The sequence below is a fragment of the Shewanella sp. AS1 genome (genome assembly GCF_021412565.1).
In the GTDB taxonomy this organism is placed as follows: Bacteria; Pseudomonadota; Gammaproteobacteria; order Enterobacterales; family Shewanellaceae; genus Shewanella.
The window spans coordinates 1-281 of the sequence record NZ_JAKCLJ010000126.1 but is presented as its reverse complement, the minus strand read 5'-3'; the positions used below and the strand labels follow the sequence as shown (position 1 = coordinate 281).

At 51.2% G+C, this 281-nt stretch carries 1 rRNA gene; it reads left to right on the top strand.

The features are described from left to right. Positions 1-281: ribosomal RNA gene (locus LZP69_RS16350) — 23S ribosomal RNA — on the top strand; the annotation flags it as partial.

The following is a 281-nucleotide window of genomic DNA, read 5'->3' as shown; positions in this document are numbered from 1 at the left end:
GTGAAGTTGAAATTGCGGTGAAGATGCCGTATACCCGCGGCTAGACGGAAAGACCCCGTGAACCTTTACTATAGCTTGGCACTGAACATTGACCCTACATGTGTAGGATAGGTGGGAGACTTTGAAGATGAGACGCCAGTCTTGTTGGAGTCAACCTTGAAATACCACCCTTGTAGTGTTGATGTTCTAACTCTGGCCCCTGAATCGGGGTTGAGGACAGTGCCTGGTGGGTAGTTTGACTGGGGCGGTCTCCTCCCAAAGAGTAACGGAGGAGCACGAAG